Below are 17773 nucleotides of genomic sequence, written 5' to 3' on the forward strand. Positions count from 1 at the left end.
GTGCATTCTACAGCATTTCAGAGGGCTTGCAACACCTTTTTTAAAAAAATCTCTCCACATGTGTATTTTTTAATCTTTTCGTGTGTTTTCCTTCATTTTTTATACAAATTTGCTTAAATGATGTTTATTCCTGAATATAACGTTTATTATTTTCATATTAATAAGTAGTGCTACTTACCCGGAAAAGGCCTCAGGTTACCTTATGCATCGTTCTATTTACTTAACTCTATGTTTATTTTCTTTAGCTTCAACTGCACAGGTTTTTGCTGAGGTGACTACCGATGTGGAAAATCTAGAAAATGAGCCTGAAAAAACGCCCCTTAGAACAAAAATTTCCAATAAGGCGCAACAATTACAGACACAATTGAAGGTCGATGCCAGAGCAGCACAGGCTGAAGAAGTTAAAGATCCCTTTCAGCCACTAAATAGAAAGATCTATCAATTTAACGATGTCATTGACCGCAACGTGTTACGACCTGTAGCCGTACAATATGTGGAAAAGGTTCCGAAAGATGTTCGCGGCAGCTATACTCAGTTCCGTAATAACCTGGGTGAACCCTGGAATGTAGTCAACCAGTTAATTCAAGGTCGTCCTGCACGGGCTGCCAAGTCCCTAGGCCGCTTTACCATTAATACTCTAACGACTCTAGGTTTGGCAGATCCTGCCCGTCGCCTGGGCTTGAGTCATGAAGATGAAAGGCTGGGAATTACTTTAGGTTATTATGGAGTGCCTTCTGGCCCTTATATCATGCTGCCACTTTTAGGTCCAAGCTCTGTCCGCGGGGTAATTGGTAGCGCTGTAGATAGCCAGGCTCGTCCACAAAAATATATTCTTGATGATAATGACGGACTTTACTGGAGTGACCAGTCTTTGCGTGTTATCGACACTCGTTCTGAAATACTGGACGTCGAAGGGGTATTGACTGGTGATCGTTATGCACAGATTCGTGACATTTATCTGCAACGTACCAGTTATGCAATTGCTGAAAAGAAAGGCGTGGAATCTGAGAGTCTATTCACTGATATAGATGATGAATTTGAAGATGAGTTTGATGAAGATCAGAGCGATTCGACAGAACCAACCTTTTAAGTAAATAATTTCAGCAAGATTATCGGTGAAAAAGATTCGCCGGTAATCAATAGCTTGTTATAGTACATCTAATAAACAAATTTGGGATTAGTTCATTTCCTTATGTATTTTATTCAGCCGACTCGTGATGTTCCTTATCTTGATCAAGTCCTTGACACGCTTCCAGATGTGCAGATGATTGGTCTTGAAGATCATGAGTTGTATGATCAGACTATTCTTGCAATTTCTGATGTGCATGACTATTTGAAATACCAATGGAATTTTCCTACCATTGTCCTGGCTTTGGAAAATGAAGGAGCTGAACTATCTCAAGCCTGGGAACAAGGCGCTCTTGCCGGGTGGATATGGAACAGACTCCCAGCTCAGCCTCTCCTCGCTTTACAAAAAATTGATGCACAATATAAAAGAAACCAGGATAGTCGCGACTTACCTTCCGCAGCAGAGTTACAACAAAGATTGCTTCCCAACCCGATTGAGCTTTTCAACTATCAGGTAGAAACATATTTTCAGCCTTCCGCTTATCTTTCTGGTGATTGGTACGATTACTGGAAAATTAGCGACAAAGAAGTGATGTTCTATCTGGCTGATGTGTCTGGACATGGTGTCACCAGTAGTTTACTTACATCATGGATGGCAGCTTTTCATGGTCGCTCCAAATCGCCACGTGAACTGATCAAAAAGCTGAATGGCATGCTGGTTCAGGAAAATATTGAAAAGCATATCACCATGATTGCTGGGGTTTTAAACCTTGAAACTCATGTGGTGCGCTGGTCCAGTGCCGGGCATTATCCACCGCCTATTATTTTTGAACCCAATCAGGCACCCAAAATTTTATCGACCAGTAGTTTTCCACTCGGGCTGACCGAAGAACTGGAAGTAGATGAACAGGAATTCGTCCTGAAACGTCATGCCCGATTCATTTTATGTTCGGATGGTGCCCTGGAACCCTTTGATGGCGGTTTGAATGAACAGTTTGCACAGCTGGTCTATCACTTGCAAAATCAATCTTTTCAAGCGCCGGAGCATGTGGCAGACGATATTGCCTTCCTTAGCTTCATACGTATGAATTAGTAATATAATTATTGCTTTAATAGATACTTAAATTAACTCAGACCTTCAGCTACTTGAGTATCAAACTACCCTATGGGATAATTTAATATCCTTCTCTGCAAATGGCATTTATATGTCAACAGGTCATGTTGAATATGCAAGTTTGAATGGAACGCATATTTTTAAGCTTATTGGCGAAGTGCGTGCACAATCTTGTATAAGTCTAGACAAGTTACTGAACAAAATTGAACAGCAAGATAATGTCGTTGGTGCGATCGTTGATTTAACTGAAACCAGTTTTATTGACAGTACTGTACTCGGTGTTCTTGCGAAACTGGGTTTGAAGCTGAAACAAGTGCATCATATCCAGGCTGTCATGCTCTCTACCAATTCAGATATTACCACTCTGGCCAATAGTATGGGTCTGGGACAGGTATTTGTAATCCTGAACTATTGTGGAGATTCGCATGTCTGCACCCGTGCCCTGATCGAAGAGCATGTAACGCATCGTAATATGCTCACTACGGTCTTGGATGCGCATAAGACATTGATGAAACTCAATGAAAGCAACAAAAATATGTTCGAACCTTTGGTTAAACAGCTGCAAAAAGAACAGGACAATCTCGATAAGGTGTCCGAACCCAATATTTAATCTTAATTTTCCAGGAAGGAAACGATGACTTTACTCTCTGTTGTACAAATGAATTCTCAGAATGAAATTGAAGACAATTTCAGAACGATAGAATCCTTGATTCAGCAGAGTAAAACCAATGGTGCTGAACTGATCGTCTTTCCTGAAAATTTTGTCTGCTTTGCTGCCGGAAAACAACGCGAAACTGCGGCGCAGTTTGAAGACATTCAGCAACGCCTCGAAAAACTGGCACATCAATATCAGATCTGGATTATTGCTGGCACCCTGCCTTGTCCGTATCGCCCGGATGGTTCAGTCATTGAAGATGGTCGTGTCCGTACGGTAAGCCTGTGCATTAGCCCGGAACGTACTGAAGCACGTTATGACAAGATTCATTTATTCGATGTGCAAGTGGGTGATGCTGTCGGTGGCTATCAGGAGTCCAAATTCTTTGAACCAGGTATAGATGTCGTGGTTGCGAAAACCCCATTTGGCAATATTGGCTTGATGGTGTGTTATGACCTGCGTTTCCCTGAATTGGCACTGACTTTACGTCAACAAGGCGCCAATATTCTGACTGCCCCTTCTGCTTTTACCTATACCACGGGTCAAATGCATTGGCAGTTACTTCTACAAGCACGTGCCATGGATACTCAGTGTGCTGTGCTTGGCGCTGCACAACAGGGCTGGCATGGAGAAAAACGTCAGACTTGGGGACATACTGCAGCCACCAATAGCCGCGGTCAGGTACTGAATATGGTACATACGGAAGGTGCTCAGCTGATCACGGTAGATTTTGATTTAAATGAACAGCATAAAGTCCGTGAGTCCATGCCATTGATGCAACATCGAAAATTGATCCAGTTTTAAAGTTTGCGATTTTCCTGCATAAAATAACAAAATCCCTGCTTATTCCTGTTTAAAAATCATCGAGCATAGAAACTCCATGAAAAAATAACAGGGATTCATATCATGTCGTTAGAAAAAACTGTCTATACCGCCCATGCCAAAGCAACAGGTGGCCGCGATGGTCGGGTTACTACGGATGATCAACTGCTGGATATACAACTCGCAGTACCAAAGGAAATGGGTGGTCCAGGCGGTGGTACCAATCCTGAACAGCTCTTTGCTGCTGGCTATTCAGCCTGCTTTTTAGGGGCGATGAAATTTGTGGCTAATCGAGACAAACTGAATATGAGTAAAGAGGCTTATATTGAAGGTGAGGTAGGGATTGGTCCGATCCCAACTGGCTTTGGTATTGAAGTTACCCTAAATGTTCATCTGGAAGGTATGGATCAGGACGAAGCTCAAAAACTGGTGGATGCTGCGCACATTGTCTGCCCATATTCTAATGCCACCCGTAATAATATTGATGTCACGCTAAATGTGATTACTTAAGGCTCAGTAGACGCTATCCTGAAAAATCTGTTTTTCAGGATAGTCTTGATCCAGTATAAAAATTCAATTCTTAGCCAGCTAATCTTCTACTTTTTAAACACCAGTTTGTATTTTCCTCTTTCAGAAAGATAACAATTAGACATATAGTTATATATAATGATTCTTATTTGCATTTATTGCTGGCTTTATTTAAATGTTAAAACCTCTTCTCCTCAGCACATTGTTTTTAAGTATCCCGATCTCCTCTTTTGCAGATGTGCAAGTTTCTGAAAAAATTCACCCTCAAGTTAAATCCTTGGTGAATCCAGATATTAATCGACTCGCTATCCCTCCTACACCGCATAACGTGAGCCTACCTGAGTTTGGTCAAGGTGTAATTGGCTGGGGCACAGGTCCTCAAGATGCAGAAACACGTTTGAATCATGTGAGTAAAGCTGATGTTGAAAAGATGAAACAGGCGGGTTTAACTGTAGAAATAGCGAAAACCTGGCAAAATTTTTATAAAAATGAGACTCAACGCAATGCCGGCAATCCGACCGCTCCATTGCGCGCCCAACTCATGAAGAAAATTATCAGCTTGTGGTAAGCTATTAAAAGCAGCCCAACTGGCTACTTTTAATAGTTCTATCATTAAGCTAATTCTGCTGCTTCATTGGTGACCCGCAGTACTTCCTCCACCGTCGTCTTACCTGCCAGCACTTTACGTAAGCCATCATCACGAATAGAACCAGATTGTTGACGTGCGTAGCTTTCTAACTCGTATTCTGGTGCATTACCATGAATCAGACGGCGCATATGATCATCTACCGGGACAATTTCATAGATCGCAGTTCGACCAGCAAAGCCAGTATGTGAGCAGCGTTCACAACCTTTTGGCTGTGGTAATTCTAATTGTGTCCCATTATGGACATGGGCAAATAGACCTTGTTCAAATTCATCCGCTACATGCCAGGTCGCACAATGTGAACAGAGAGTACGTACCAAACGCTGAGCAACCACCCCAATCAGCGAACTGGATAATAAGAAAGGTTCAATCCCCATATCTTTAAGACGGGTTACTGCACCAATTGCAGTATTGGTATGCAGGGTTGATAAAACCAGGTGACCTGTTAAAGAAGCCTGTACTGCTATTTCTGCTGTCTCCAGGTCACGAATCTCACCCACCATGACGACATCGGGATCCTGACGCAGCATCGCTTTTAAAGCACGGGCAAAGGTCATATCCACTTTGGTATTTACCTGCGTCTGCCCAATACCTTCCAATTGATACTCGACCGGATCTTCCGCGGTCAGGATATTCTTGGAACCATCATTCAGATCGGAAAGTGCTGCATACAGTGTCGTCGTTTTACCCGAACCAGTTGGGCCAGTGACTAGAATAATCCCATGTGGACGATGTACCAAAGTCTTGAGGCGATCGTAATCATTATTCATTAGACCCAAATGGGTCATGTTCAGGCGACCGGCCTGTTTGTCCAATAGACGCATTACCACGCGCTCACCATACGAAGATGGCAAGGTAGAAACACGGACATCGACTTCACGCCCTGCTAGGCGCAACGAAATACGACCGTCTTGGGGAATACGCTTTTCCGCAATATCCAGCTTGGCCATGACTTTAATCCGCGAGACTAACAGCGGTGCCAGTTCACGGCGTGGCTGTACAATTTCGCGTAACTGACCATCAACCCGCAAGCGGACTGAAAGTTTCTTCTCAAAGGATTCGATATGAATATCGGAAGCACCCACACGGATTGCTTCTGAAAGTAAGGCATTGATCAGGCGGACAATCGGCGCATCATCTTCCTGATCCATTAAATCTTCAGCTTCAGGGACAGAATCGGCCAGACTAAGCAAATCTGGATGATCTTCCAGACCAGCTGCGACTTGTTGTGATTCGCCACTGTCTCCAGCGAAACTACTACTGAGTAATTGGCTAAATTCGTGATCATTGCAGAGCTGATACTTGGCAGGATGGCCCAAAAAACGGCGTGCTTCCTGCAATGCAAGCATCGAGGTATTATCACGACGGACGATAAAGACCTGATCCCCTTCATAACGCAACAACACCCCATGGCGTTTGGCAAAACTATAAGGGATTTGTAATTGTTTCAGTACTTGCATCGTAGAATTATAATAATAGTGAAAAAATTTAAATTGAGTGTACTCTAAGCACATGACAGCGTGAAGTATGTTTAGAAAGATTTAGTACGAAAGGACAGCCGCATTGCCACACGATCAAGTTGATTTTTCCTCTGCTCAGCCCTCTATTCATTGGTGGGGGGAACAGAATTTTGAAATAAATGAGTCCAAAGCCTGGCAATTTGGTTCGCTGCTGTTCCGTCTGACACGTGGCTTGCAGGAATGGCGTCTGGAGTATTACCGCCCTGTGGTACAGTTTGACTATGAGCAGAAATGGTACCAGATCGAAGATCCCCATTTTGCCTTTCCCCAGCCAGTGAAAATTGAACGCTATATGTTCAAGTCCACCAAAAGTAAACTGCGACTCATGCCTCGTCTGGCAGATCGTTCTGTAGTAATCAAACCCGTCGATCCCATTTATATTCCTGCCGGGCAACGCGGAACCCTATATATCAGTACGCCACTGTGGATTGCCGGCTTTGTCGATGGACAGCGAGATCCAATTTTTGATGTTCCGGTAATTCTACCCAAAGATACCTGGTTTGGCCCGAATCATCGTTCTGGAGAAATTTGTTATGCCACAGCAGTCGATGGTCGTACTGAGCTAAAACAGCTGACGCCGCGTGCATTTCGTGCTGTAACCCCAATTGAATTCCACAATACCAGTAATCAGCAACTGCGCTTTGACCGTATGAATGTACCCGTGCCCGCCCTACCACTGTTTTTCAGTGCCAGCACGGGACGTCTTTGGACCTCGCAAATTAAAGTCCTGCATGAAGGTCTGGATCGCCCACCTCGAATTCGGATTGAAAACCGTACCCCACCACATGCCGGTGAAGTGGACTATCTGCATCCGCCACGTGACCCTGCAGGCAATCTGTTCAATATGTTTGATTCATTCTTTTAAGGACGGCTAATGGCAAACTCAAGTATTTCTGCTGAAGTCACCAATAGCCTGAAAGGCGTATTTACCAGTATCAATACTGATCGGCTGACAGAAATTGCTGTCGCAATCGTACTGTGTTTTATTGGCTTTTTAATTGCACGTTTTTTCTCGAATGCCTTTATCCGGACGATTGGTCTACGCTTTAACGCCCATCAGCAAATGGTCTGGCGTCGTGGGATTTTTTACTTCATTTTCCTGCTGTTTGTCATGGCCAGCTTAAAGGAAGCTGGCTTTAAGCTCAGTGTCTTCTTAGGTGCAGCAGGTATTTTGACAGTTGCACTGGGTTTCGCATCTCAGACCTCAGCATCTAACCTGATCAGCGGTATGTTCCTGATTGGTGAAGGTTCTTTTGAAGTTGGTGATACCATTCAGATTACCCTGATTCGTGGGCATACCATTGAAGGTGAAGTGATTTCGATTGACCTGCTCTCAGTCAAATTATTAACCCAGGATAACATCTATGTCCGGTTGCCGAATGAGCAACTGATCCGTGCCCCGGTACACAACCTGTCCAAATTTCCGATCCGGCGAATTCCGATCACATTGGCGATTAATTTCCATGAAGACATTATCAAGGTTCGTGAAGTGCTGCTAGATGTAGCAAACAAATATCCAATGGTGCTTGCCGATCCAAAACCAGCTGTGACAGTAACTGCTTTCCGGGAATCATCCATTGAATTACTGTTTGCAATCTGGTGCCAAGGTGAAAACTTTTTAAAAGTTCGTGATGAAATGCAGGAACGCATTCGTAATGGTTTCCTGGAAAATCATATTGAGATTCCTGTACCAAAAATGGGCTTTGTAGATCATCCGCTTGCGCGTCCGCTAGAAAATGAAGATGTTGATCAATATGCCAATGAGAAGGAATTGAAGAGGGAGCCGGATTTAAAATAACTTTTTTAAATCCCTCCTAACCTCGCTTTACAAAGAGAGGAATTGTCATAAAAAGCCGCTCTTTTCCTTGCACATTGCTTAAAGCTTGTTCAGGGTTTGGGGGAGATTAAGTTAACGCTCAAATGTAGTTAATTTAGATTCAAACCCTCTTCTCCCCATCCGGCATTGGTGCAACATAAGCAATCAACAACATCACCCCTCCTGCCAGCAAGAAGGATAATACTCGAGTTAAGGTCCCGATATGAGACAGATCAAACAGCACCAGTTTTAAGGTTACAATCACCAGAATACTACCACCCAGAATCCACATCGGTTTCAGGGCTTTCAATGCCGCAATCCACATCGTTGCAAAAGCCAATAACACCCATAAAATGGTCAAGCTCAACTGGACTGTGGCATTACTCCACACTTCCAAACTGTTCAACGGCGTTCCTAAATACATATGCAAGGCACGCAATACAGTATAGCTGGATAGCCAAAGTAAACTCAGTACCATGAGTACTGCCATCATTCCTTTATCTCGCCCTGCCCTAATTTGTTGCAGCAGCATCCAGATGAAGCTGACCAACATGGCAATACTCACCAGATCAAAAGGATTTAAAATAGGAAGCAAATAGAACTTAAAGGCCTGCTGACTGAGCAGCTGTGAACACAACAACCAGGCTGCCATCAGAATCAAGGTACTGTTGCTTTGCCACAGCATCGGCCAAGCAGAGTCCGCAGATTGTTTATAAGACCAGAAACACAGACCTAATGGCAAAATCACCATACTGATATAGGGCATACTCGGAATCAGACATAGGCTTGCCAGAGTCAGACTCACTAGAGCTCCCAAACTCACCCATTCTTTTGAAAGCAGCAAGCCTGAGGCTGGTCGCAGCCATTGCCAGGCTAACAATAAGGTGGATAATCCAAAGATACTCCGGGCAAATTGACTCTCCCAAATCAGTATACCATTTTCACTATGATCAATTGCCAGAACCACACCAGCAAAAACCAATGGCGTTAAGCCACACCATTTTGGCACCAGCCAGCTCCAGTCCTGATTTTTTCTGAAGATAATTTCATTAAGAACAGCAAAAATCAGTGCAACTGTAGCCAGACTATAAATATAGGCATCTGGCGAAGTGAACTCGTCTTCCAATAAGGCAAACAGCATCAGGCTGGCGGAGAAACTGAGTAAGCTCAAGAAGCCAGTACTCAGCCCATCTAGTTGCTGGATATAACGCTCTTTGAACTGGCTAATCAGGAGCACCGCCAGATAACAGCCACTCAGTATCCAGAAGATGTGTCGTGGTGTTGGATTCAACTCAACCAGATAATACAGACTGCTCAGCCCAGCCATGATCAGTAAGCCCATACTCAAATATTGCCCAACTTTGAGATTCTTTTCCAAAGCCCAGAAATAAATTAATACACCTTCTACGGCCCAGCCCACTACGCTCCATTCACTTTCCAGCAAAATTGGTGGAATCAGGGCAATAAAAATCAGCATCAGACTGAGATAGCTATTGGCAATGATATTCAGGGTATGACTGCGCCGCGATCCTAACCAGCAAACTGCGAATACTACGGCATAAATCAGGCTCAGTCCTGCCTGCCATGTACGTTCATTAAAATGAATCAGATACAGGAAAATATAGGCTGTAATTGGCGCGGCAAAAATCAGGGCAATGTCCAGAATCGGTTTGAGTTGGAACCTGCCCAGGTCATCTTTAGCGAGTAACTGACTAAAACGAAATCCCAGCCAGATAAACACAGCACTATGTGCCAGAATCAAGCCAGTCATGCTATAGCGTTCAGAAGTGTAGCCATGAATCAGCGCATAGATTCCCCCAAAAATCGCAGTGACCAAAAAGGCAATCTGATTCAGCGTCTTCCAGGGTTTTAAGCTGGTCAGCGTTGCTACTCCGATATTAATGACCAGATAATAAGCAATCAGCTCTACAGCTGTGGCATCCCGTACAGGCAAAGTAAATGGTGCAATATAGGCAATTAACAGCGCCATCACCGTCAATTCAAAACTATTCTGCTTAAAACTGAGATATAGCGTCATGGCCATAATCAGCACAAATAGCACTGATGCCATCAACAGACCAGGAATGACCAGATTGTAATAGGCAAAGAATAAGGTCAGAAACAGCGCACTTAATCCCAGACCCTCAAGTGCCAGCGCAAAACTGCGGTTTTTCTCGATCAACCAATAGCCCAGCCCAGCAACAGCCATACTTGCCAAAGCAATCAGGCCCAATTTCATTGCCAGACTGATTTGCCAATGCTCCGTTGCAAAACGTAGTAACAGGATAATTCCGACAACCAGAATCCCGATTGCAGCTTTAAGCACCGGATTGCCTTGAAAAATCCAGCGCTGGATCTGATCAATTAAATCCGGTGAAGCATGATCAACTTGAGCCGGCTGCTGAAAGGCTGGCAGTGGAACTGGCTGAGAATTTGAAGTGTCCTGACTTGGCACCGAGTGAATACGATGCTGCAACTGTTGCAATGACAGCTCTATTCGTTTCAACCATCGAAACAGGAAGAAAATCCAGGCCGTGACGCCCAGCCCCATCAACCATTTCAGGTCGATGACACCTCCCACAATGGCAATCAGGGAAGAAATATATAATGGAACTTTAGAATAACCAGAAATAGACAACTGATGTTCAGCAGTGATCTCTTCAAGTGACTGCTGCACTGCATTGACATACTGCATTACACTTATCAGAAAACCGAGCCCACATAAATAGCTGACAATCTCGTAATCCAGATACCAGGCACTCAAGCCTACAATCACCAGGCTGATCAGCCACATCATGCGTAATTCATTTTGCCCTGTTGTCATTCTTATATTTTCCAGTCCCATACCACTCCATCATACAACATGCCGCTGCCGGTTATTTCATCTTCGGTCATTATTCGCTAAGCTGTTGCCACAGACTTGCTCAGCGGGCACGCTAAAAATCACGTACAATAACGCTATTATTTGAATAAGGAATTGAATACATGCCACCATTTGTCTTGGTCGATGGCTCTTACTTTTTATTTCGTGCCTTTCACGCACTGCCACCGTTAACCACGTCAACCGGTTTACACACCAATGCAATTCGTGGTGCAATTTCTGCCATTCAAAAACTGATGCGCCGTGTCCAGCCTACACATATGGCGGTGATTTTCGATACCCCTGAACCCACTTTTCGTCATGAACTGTCACCCATCTATAAGGGTGACCGCCCAAGCATGCCGAGCGAGCTTGCCGAGCAAATTCCCTATCTGCACGCATTGATCAAAGCCTTAGGAATTCCACTACACGCCCTGCCAGGCGCAGAAGCCGATGATATTATCGGCACACTGGCAAAACGTGCTGAAGCCATGGGACATCAAGTACTGATCTCTACGGGTGATAAAGATATGGCTCAGCTGGTGACAGAAAAAGTAACCCTGGAAGACAGCTTTAAAGAAAAGCCACTTGATGTAAATGGTGTATTTGAAAAGTTTGGGGTCTGGCCAAATCAGATTATCGATTACCTGACTCTCATGGGCGATGCCTCAGATGGCATTATGGGTGTACCTGGCGTCGGTGCCAAAACCGCAGCCAAATTACTGAATGAATATGGTTCAATTGGCGGCATTCTGGAAAATGTTGACAAGATCAAAGGCAAAGTTGGACAAAATATCAAAGACAATGTTGAAGGCATTACGCTGGATCATCAGCTGGCCAGTATTGTAATCGATTTGGATTTGAGCTTTGGTTATGATGATTTAAAACTTGCTGAGCCAAATGTTGCCAAACTACGCGAACTCTATACCGAGCTTGAATTCCGTAACCAACTGCAATCTCTGGATCATCCAAACAATCCGAACAATAGCAATTACAAGCAAGTAGTTCAGTCGATTACAACCAAACCTGTAGCGCTAATAGAAGAAGATCATGCGTCATTGACCAGCAGCGATGATCAACTGGGACAGGCGACTTATCACACCGTGCTGAATCAGGCAGATTGGGATGCTTTATTTAATCGTTTAAATACTGCCAAACGTTTTGCTTTTGATACTGAAACCACCAGTCTGGATTATCGTATTGCTCAAATCGTGGGCTTCTCGGTGGCTTTTGATGCAGAGGATGCCTATTACGTACCGCTGGCACATGACTATGAGAATGCGCCTGAACAGTTAAATCGTGAAACCATCCTTGCGCAAATCAAACCCATTCTGGAAGACGACAATATTCAGAAAATTGGCCATCACCTGAAATATGATGCACATGTCCTAGAAAATCATGGAATCCAGCTGGCAGGCTGGTACTTCGATACCATGCTGGCGTCTTATGTGCTGAACTCAGTGGCAACCCGTCACGGTATGGATGACGTAGCACGGCTTTATTTAAGCCACCTGACCACGACCTTTGAACAGATTGCCGGTAAAGGTGCGAAACAGAAAACCTTTAACCAGATTGAGATCGAAACTGCAGCACACTATGCTGCAGAAGACGCCCATGTCACTTATCGTCTGTATGAAGTGCTGCATGAAAAACTCAAAGTACATCCTGAACTGCTCAACATCCTGCTAAATATTGAAATGCCGGTAGCCCGTGTGCTGACCAGCATGGAAGAAAATGGCATTCAGCTAGATCTGGCTTTCCTGGATCAGTTGGGCTGTGACTTTGCGGAGACCATGAAAAATCTGGAACAGCAGATTGAAGAAATGGCGGGTGAATCCTTTAATGTCAGCTCACCGAAACAGGTTGGTGAAATCCTGTTTGATAAGCTGGGGCTAAAAGGTGGCAAGAAAACCACAACAGGTCAGTACAGCACCAGCGAAAGCATTCTGGAAAAGCTTGAGCATCCAATTGCCGAGCTAATTCTGAACTACCGTGGTCTGTCCAAGCTGAAAAGTACTTATACTGATGGGCTCTGTAAACAGGCCAATAATAATACTCATCGTGTACATACCAGCTATCATCAGGCACTAACTGCAACCGGTCGTTTATCCTCAACCGACCCAAACCTGCAGAATATTCCAATTCGTGAAGAAATTGGCCGTCAGATCCGTAAAGCCTTCGTCGCGCCAGAGGGTCGTATTTTACTTGCAGCCGATTATTCCCAAATTGAATTACGTCTGATGGCACATTTGTCTCAGGATGATGCACTGGTGGATGCTTTTATTCACGGTCAGGACGTCCATCGTCGTACCGCGGCAGAAGTCCTCGGTATTGCCCTGGAAGATGTGACCAATGATCAACGTCGCCAAGCCAAAGCAGTAAACTTCGGTCTGCTTTACGGGATGTCCGAGTTTGGCTTGACTCGTCAGCTTGGTTTCACCCGCCAGGAATCACAGGAATACATCAAGCAATATTTCCACCGTTATCCGGGTATTTATGAATATATGCTGCGTACCCGTCAGGTTGCGCTGGAACAGGGCTTCGTGGAAACTATTCTTGGCCGCCGTTTGTATACTCCGGATATTGATGCGCGCAATATGATGATACGTAAAGCTGCTGAACGTGCTGCAATCAATGCCCCACTGCAAGGTTCAGCTGCCGATATCATCAAGATGGCGATGATTGAAGTCGACAAGATGTTGCCAAAAGACCAGGCCAAAATGCTGCTGCAAGTCCACGATGAATTGGTATTTGAAGTTGATGAAGCGATTGCTGACGAACTGGCACCTAAGCTGGCTGAAGTAATGCAGTCTGTAGTGCAGATCTCTGTGCCTTTACTGGTAGAGGTAGGCAAAGGCAAGAATTGGGATGAAGCGCACTAAAGTGCTTTGAACCCCTCTTTCAGAGGAGTTTCAGGAGATTTATATTAGCCCTCTCCCCAAGGGAGAGGAAGTTACACCTAATTAATTACCATGAATAGTCTTACCAATTCCTTCTTCTCTTTTTAAGATAAAGAAGACTATTACTTCTCAGAGATAAAATTTCCAGGAAGTTACCTCTCCTCTCAGGAGAGGTAGGAAGAGGTAAAACCTCTTTTGAAATTCATAACAAATAAAAAAGGACGCTTACGCGTCCTTTTTTATATTCTTAAATCTTAGAAACCAGTCAACAACACCATGGCCACTTCACGCATGATCAGATCAACCACCATCAGTGCCAGAATCGCCAGAATTGGAGACAGGTCAATCATCCCGATATTCGGCATGATACGACGGAATGGTGCCAATAATGGCTCTGCCAGTTCCTGAACCACTTCAATATAAGGTGAACGGGATTGAGTAAACATCACCACCCAGCTCAAGATGATGGTCGCGAAAATCAGATAACGACAGAAACGGATCAGGTCCTGAATCATGGTCACAAAAGTCAGTATTAACAAATGAATTGGACCATTTGGCATACCACCAGACAGGTACATCATGCCAAATATTTTCAGCAAATACAGCACCATCAATAATGCCAGCGCGGCAGTATTTACCCGCCCCTTTGCCAAGGTTGGCAGAATACGACTAAATACATCTACAATCTTGGTAGCCTTTACAGTCGAAAGTACCACTGGATTATAAGGAGTTACCGAAGCCAGCTGTATTAAGAAGCGGAAAAATACGAGCAAAATTGCGACGTTAATGATAATGCCAAAAATTAGCGCAGAATTTGCACCCATACCTGAAGGTTCCTAAATATTAAATTTGAAAATTTACTTACTGCTGTCGCTAAGCTCTTGAGCGAGCTCCTGACTGCGTTTTGCAGCAGCAGCCAGAGCTGCCTGAATGTTTTGAGAAATCTGGGCCTGATCAAAGACTTCAAGTGCAGCCTGAGTCGTACCATTCGGTGAAGTCACATTTTTACGTAATTCAGCTGGTGTATTTGCACTGGTAATTGCCATTTGCGCTGCACCTAATGCAGTTTGCAAGGTCAATGCAGTCGCCACTTTCTCATCTAGTCCCAGATTCACACCTGCGCGGATCATGCTTTCCATCATATAGAAGAAATAAGCCGGACCTGAGCCAGAAACCGCCGTTACAGCATCAATTTGCGTTTCAGAGTTTACCCAAATTGTCAGGCCGGTTGAAGCTAAAACCTGACTCGCCAGCTCACGGTCTGCTGTACTCATGTCTGCATTGGCGAATAAACCATGCGCGCCAGTCTGTACTAATGCTGGTGTATTTGGCATCACACGAACAATACGATCGGTACCAAGTAAGCTAGACAAAGTCGCAATTTCAGCACCTGCTACAATGGAAATAACCAATTTACCGTCCAACAAACCTTGCAGCGGTTTAAGCACATCCGCTAGCACCTGTGGCTTCACCGCAAATAGCACAATATCGGCATGTTTGATTGCAGCAATATTATCATCAGTAACATTCACTTCTTTTTCAGCAAGCAGTAAACGTACTTTTTCGACTGGATCAGAAACTGTAATACGGGTCGCTGGTAAACCACGTGCAATCAAGCCACCAATTAAGGCTTGAGCCATGTTACCACCACCAATGAAACTGATATTACAATTTAAAGCTGCACTCATTTTTAATGCTCGTCTTTGTGTTCTGAAATTGAAGAGACTGAAACTGGCTGCCACCCCTCCACCTCACAATAGGCAGATTCAGCCAACCAAAATCCTTTGGGCGTAAACACGCCTAGCATAACATCATCTATGCTTAATATTTGAATTGTATGCCGCATCCATGGAAATATTTGCGCATCCTGAATGGCTTTTTTGAGTGGCCAAGAACCGACTCGTCCATATAAATGAATCTTTTCGCCACCTTGGCGCTGTGTCAGTTTCAAGTGCTGATTCAATAAATCCAATGATAGACCGATTGCTGCAGACTGAATCTGAAACTGTCCTGAAGGCAGATCAATACGATCCTGAAGTCTGAAAATCATCTGCTGTTCGCCAGAAAATGGCTGTTGACCTGCCAGATAAATTTCTTTACTGAGCTTATAGACCAGCTGCTGATAACGCACATAATAAAAACCTTGCCAATGCAATGCCGCCTGGGCATCTGCACGGGCATGAATGACTTCACGTTGTAAGCGCTGCACCATATCCAGTGCAGGCCGGTACTGTCCTTCCCCTTTCATCCAATTAGATAGCAGCTGGCGCTGGCGTGCCAAAGACAGTTCAGAAAATTTAGATAAGTCTAAAATATTATCTTGAATACAAACAGCTGTATCCTGTCGCAATACATCCTGCAAGATTTCCTGAGCATCCTGCATCAGATCCGTGGTCCGAGCTAAAGCTGCCTGCATTTTTGGAAAGCGCTCACTTAATAGCGGCCACAAAATCTGACGTGCCCAGGCACGATCATAATCATTATTCTGATTGCTCGGATCTTCAATATTCTGAATATTCAGGTCAGCGGCCCATTGGCAAATCTGCTCACGGGAAATATCCAAAAGTGGACGCCAGATGGTTAAATCTTCTCGTATATCTACCCGCTTCATGGCAGACAGACCATCGACTCCTGCCCCAAATAGCAAACGCAGCATCAGTGTTTCTGCCTGATCCTGCTGATGATGCGCAAGAACTAGAATTTCATTGGACTGTAGATGCTTCAGATAGGCCTGATAACGTGCTTCCCGTGCCTGATTTTCCAGATTACCTTGTGCCACAATAACTGGCTGGACAATACAGGGGATACTCAGCTTTTGGCATTCATGCTGAACAAATCTACCCCATTCAGCGCTACCACTTTGCAGCTGATGATCGACATAAATCGCACGGATTTTTTCCGGGCACAAAAAAAACATCAGATGCAGTAACAGCATGGAATCCACGCCGCCACTGCATCCGATGAGAAATTTTGTCTCTGCAGGAAAGTCCTGCAGCTGTTTTAAGAAACCAGACCTAAATTGTCGCTGCCAAACTTCATTAAACGCTGGTAACGTGCTTCGCATCGTGCCTCGGCTTCCATCGGTTGCAGTTCATTCAGCGCTTCTTTCAGTACTGCTTTCAGGTCTTGCATTACCTGATCAGGATTTAAATGAGCGCCTTCACCTTCATCTACTACATATTCCACAATGCCCATATGCTGCAATTTTTCTGCAGTCAGTGCCAATGCTTCACTGGCTTGTTCAGCTTTGTCCGCAGTTTTCCACAGGATCGATGCACAGCCTTCTGGTGAAATCACAGAATAGATACTATGAGATAGCATCACTACACGGTCTGCCACCCCAATACCCAGTGCACCACCAGAACCACCTTCACCCAGTACAGTCGCAATTACCGGTACTTTCAGGTTAGACAACTGTGCCAGACTTGTAGCAATCGCTTCAGCCTGACCACGCTCTTCTGCACCTACGCCTGGATAAGCGCCCATCGTGTCAATAAAGGTAAATACAGGCAGATTAAAACGCTCTGCCATATCGAGCAGGCGTTGTGCCTTACGGTAACCTTCAGGATTCGCCATCCCGAAGTTATGCTGTAATTTTTCACGGGTACTACGGCCACGGTGCTGGCCAACAATCATCACAGGCTGACCGTCAAAACGCGCCAGACCACCAATCATAGCACCATCATCACCATAGAGACGGTCACCATGTAAAGCATCAAATTCAGTGAATATTTCACCCACGTAGTCCAGGAATTGTGGACGTTCAGGATGACGTGCAATTTGCACGGTCTTCCATGCTTTTGATGGAGTCGCTTTATTTTTCATAGGTTAACCGTTTTCATCC

The 17773-nt window shown here is 44.5% G+C and carries 15 protein-coding genes; 9 read left to right on the forward strand and 6 right to left on the reverse strand.

Features of this window, described 5'->3' with window-relative positions:
- Window positions 1-202: 202 nt before the first annotated feature.
- The 6 genes from BK820_RS05970 (at window position 203) to BK820_RS05995 (ending at window position 4755) form a co-directional block, all read left to right on the forward strand.
- Complete coding sequence (locus BK820_RS05970; RefSeq protein ID WP_071320396.1) at window positions 203-1090, forward strand: MlaA family lipoprotein; 888 nt, start codon at window positions 203-205, stop codon at window positions 1088-1090.
- 102 nt (window positions 1091-1192) lie between these two features.
- Window positions 1193-2161, forward strand: coding sequence for an RsbU family protein phosphatase GigA (gene gigA / locus BK820_RS05975; protein WP_071320397.1), 969 nt, complete (start codon window positions 1193-1195; stop codon window positions 2159-2161).
- A gap of 112 nt (window positions 2162-2273) precedes the next feature.
- Window positions 2274-2792, forward strand: coding sequence for an anti-anti-sigma factor GigB (gene gigB / locus BK820_RS05980; protein WP_004812973.1), 519 nt, complete (start codon window positions 2274-2276; stop codon window positions 2790-2792).
- Between the two features lie 24 nt (window positions 2793-2816).
- On the forward strand, window positions 2817-3641 hold the full coding sequence (locus BK820_RS05985; protein ID WP_071320398.1) for a carbon-nitrogen hydrolase family protein: 825 nt from the start codon (window positions 2817-2819) through the stop codon (window positions 3639-3641).
- Between the two features lie 102 nt (window positions 3642-3743).
- On the forward strand, window positions 3744-4169 hold the full coding sequence (locus BK820_RS05990; protein WP_004889864.1) for an organic hydroperoxide resistance protein: 426 nt from the start codon (window positions 3744-3746) through the stop codon (window positions 4167-4169).
- Window positions 4170-4362: 193 nt separating this feature from the next.
- Window positions 4363-4755 carry a DUF4951 domain-containing protein gene (locus BK820_RS05995; protein ID WP_071320399.1) on the forward strand — a complete coding sequence of 131 codons (393 nt, stop codon included), beginning with the start codon at window positions 4363-4365 and terminating at the stop codon, window positions 4753-4755.
- 44 nt (window positions 4756-4799) lie between these two features.
- Here BK820_RS05995 and gspE read toward each other — a convergent pair whose 3' ends face one another.
- A complete protein-coding gene (gspE, locus tag BK820_RS06000; protein WP_071320400.1) occupies window positions 4800-6293 on the reverse strand; it encodes a type II secretion system ATPase GspE in 1494 nt (497 codons plus the stop codon).
- 103 nt (window positions 6294-6396) lie between these two features.
- Here gspE and BK820_RS06005 point away from each other — a divergent pair, with 103 nt between their 5' ends.
- Together BK820_RS06005 and BK820_RS06010 are read left to right on the forward strand one after the other, a co-directional pair.
- The gene (locus tag BK820_RS06005; protein ID WP_071320401.1) at window positions 6397-7218 is read left to right on the forward strand and encodes a DUF432 domain-containing protein; all 822 of its coding nucleotides are present in this window, start codon (window positions 6397-6399) and stop codon (window positions 7216-7218) included.
- A gap of 9 nt (window positions 7219-7227) precedes the next feature.
- A complete protein-coding gene (locus tag BK820_RS06010) occupies window positions 7228-8151 on the forward strand; it encodes a mechanosensitive ion channel family protein (RefSeq protein WP_071320402.1) in 924 nt (307 codons plus the stop codon).
- Between the two features lie 139 nt (window positions 8152-8290).
- Here the strand turns inward: BK820_RS06010 and BK820_RS06015 are convergent, their stop codons facing one another.
- On the reverse strand, window positions 8291-10993 hold the full coding sequence (locus tag BK820_RS06015; RefSeq protein WP_071320403.1) for a DUF2339 domain-containing protein: 2703 nt from the start codon (window positions 10991-10993) through the stop codon (window positions 8291-8293).
- 161 nt (window positions 10994-11154) lie between these two features.
- On the opposite strand from BK820_RS06015, the gene polA reads away from it, so the two are divergent.
- Window positions 11155-13911 carry a DNA polymerase I gene (gene polA / locus BK820_RS06020; protein WP_071320404.1) on the forward strand — a complete coding sequence of 919 codons (2757 nt, stop codon included), beginning with the start codon at window positions 11155-11157 and terminating at the stop codon, window positions 13909-13911.
- A gap of 272 nt (window positions 13912-14183) precedes the next feature.
- Here the strand turns inward: polA and BK820_RS06025 are convergent, their stop codons facing one another.
- Genes BK820_RS06025 through BK820_RS06040 form a run of 4 tightly spaced genes read right to left on the reverse strand, consistent with a single transcriptional unit; the run spans window position 14184 to window position 17754 of the window.
- A complete protein-coding gene (locus BK820_RS06025; RefSeq protein WP_071320405.1) occupies window positions 14184-14753 on the reverse strand; it encodes a YggT family protein in 570 nt (189 codons plus the stop codon).
- A 33-nt stretch (window positions 14754-14786) separates the two neighbouring features.
- Window positions 14787-15617 (reverse strand): pyrroline-5-carboxylate reductase, encoded by an 831-nt coding sequence (gene proC, locus BK820_RS06030; RefSeq protein WP_071320406.1) that lies wholly within the window; start codon window positions 15615-15617, stop codon window positions 14787-14789.
- A gap of 2 nt (window positions 15618-15619) precedes the next feature.
- A complete protein-coding gene (tilS, locus tag BK820_RS06035; RefSeq protein WP_081409048.1) occupies window positions 15620-16993 on the reverse strand; it encodes a tRNA lysidine(34) synthetase TilS in 1374 nt (457 codons plus the stop codon).
- Window positions 16930-17754 (reverse strand): acetyl-CoA carboxylase carboxyltransferase subunit alpha, encoded by an 825-nt coding sequence (locus BK820_RS06040; protein ID WP_004812992.1) that lies wholly within the window; start codon window positions 17752-17754, stop codon window positions 16930-16932. Before BK820_RS06040 ends, tilS begins: the two co-directional genes overlap by 64 nt.
- Between the last annotated feature and the right edge of the window lie 19 nt (window positions 17755-17773).

Source organism: Acinetobacter sp. LCT-H3, from assembly GCF_001866125.1.
Classification (GTDB): Bacteria; Pseudomonadota; Gammaproteobacteria; order Pseudomonadales; family Moraxellaceae; genus Acinetobacter; species Acinetobacter schindleri.